The organism is Paenibacillus sp. p3-SID867 (genome assembly GCF_025142895.1).
In the GTDB taxonomy this organism is placed as follows: domain Bacteria; phylum Bacillota; class Bacilli; order Paenibacillales; family Paenibacillaceae; genus Paenibacillus_AQ.
In genome coordinates this window covers 1-1,519 of the sequence record NZ_JAMBDM010000053.1, presented here as the reverse complement: position 1 = coordinate 1,519, position 1,519 = coordinate 1, and the positions used below count along the sequence as shown (strand labels likewise).

At 40.4% G+C, this 1,519-nt stretch carries 1 protein-coding gene; it reads right to left on the bottom strand.

The genetic code is table 11. The features are described from left to right. Positions 1-111: 111 nt before the first annotated feature. Positions 112-1,044 (bottom strand): HD domain-containing protein, encoded by a 933-nt coding sequence (locus tag M4D81_RS34625; RefSeq protein ID WP_260069689.1) that lies wholly within the window; start codon positions 1,042-1,044, stop codon positions 112-114. Between the last annotated feature and the right edge of the window lie 475 nt (positions 1,045-1,519).

Here is a 1,519-nt window from a genome sequence, read left to right as displayed (position 1 = left end):
TCATGTTCTTGTCCCCCGACATATATTCAGTTGTCGATTTTTTTTCTATCCCTAGATGTAGAACAAGGGAAAATGAAGATAACCTATCTATCGATACATCAGATACGCCTTCTATACGACGAGATTGGACGAGTTGACATACACCGTCTTCTGACCATTCTTAGTCTTAAAGTCGCCATTCTCCAACTTGTCTAAGAATCCTGTGGTGTGAGCTTCAAGCATGTCAATGAGGTGAACGATGTAAGCCCAAATGGTTACTGGCTTATCGGCAAATTCACCGTGATGTCCCAACTGAACCGAGATAATATCGTAATAAAACTTCTCGCCAAACGTCGTCACGATTTCATCTTTGTTTCTCATAGTGATCTCAGCACCAAAAACCCTGTGACTTATATAGGACAACTCTGTGTAAACACCATCTTCAATTTCTAACACCTTACCTATATCGTGAAGGATAATGCTCAGGTAGAGTAAATCAGCCCACGGAGCTAGTCGAGAATCATTTTCGATCAAGGTTCTAGCAAGACGAAGCATCTTCATCGTATGGTTCATCAAACCACCGATCTGAGCGTCATGCATCTTCGCACCCGCCCAAGTAACCTTGAATGGATCGAACAAATTTTCCTTCTGAAAAATGCCGAATAATAGTGTTGCAGCGGGCTGAGTGAGGTTAATTGTTACAAATTGCACGAAACTGTTGAAGACCGATTCCACATCTACTCGCTTGTAAAAGATATTGGTATCCGTTACACCGTGCTGGAAGTTTATTTCCGTTAATGTCAACTCGATTTTATCGTTGTAGGAATCAACATTGCCTTTAATCAAGGCAATAGCCCCTACAAGGTTGTTGATGTTGAAAATGTTCTGAAGGTACTCGTCCCAAATCTTGAAACCTATTGTCTTACCGTAGTAATGACAAGTACCGTATATAGGTGCCTTACTTGCCGCATCTGTCTTTGAAGTGTAATCAGTGATGTAGATAAGTCCGTTGATAATCTCCCCGTCTTTAACGCTACGCAAATCTATAGGTTGTATGTTTATCACTACTTAATCTCACCTCAAAAATATTGGTCATTTAAATAGTTCTATATCATCAATGCAAACCCCTTTTTATTCCGGGTATCCTGCCCGTTAGCTTAATGAATTGCATGGAAACATAGTTAGATACTTATCTAATCGGTAATCGGCTCATGTTCTTGTCCATTACGGCAGTCGGTACAAGTTCTTGTCTTCGACTCGGGACAAGAACTTGTACCGATAAAACAAAAAAGCCGCTATATTAGCGACATTCTATGGGATCATGTTCATGTCCCCCGACATGTATCTTCTGGAGCTGCATTAATTATCAGTTTTAAGTTACTATGCTAAGTCGTTGTTCTATTGTTCTTGTCCTCAGCTTTGGACAAGAACTTGATGACTTAAAAGAAAAAGTCGCTAATTTAGCGACTTTTAATGCGAAAACATCTATCTCAGTTCAGTCAGTGCCAGTTGAGAGTAAGCCTTCCCCCTCTCTAGAAGT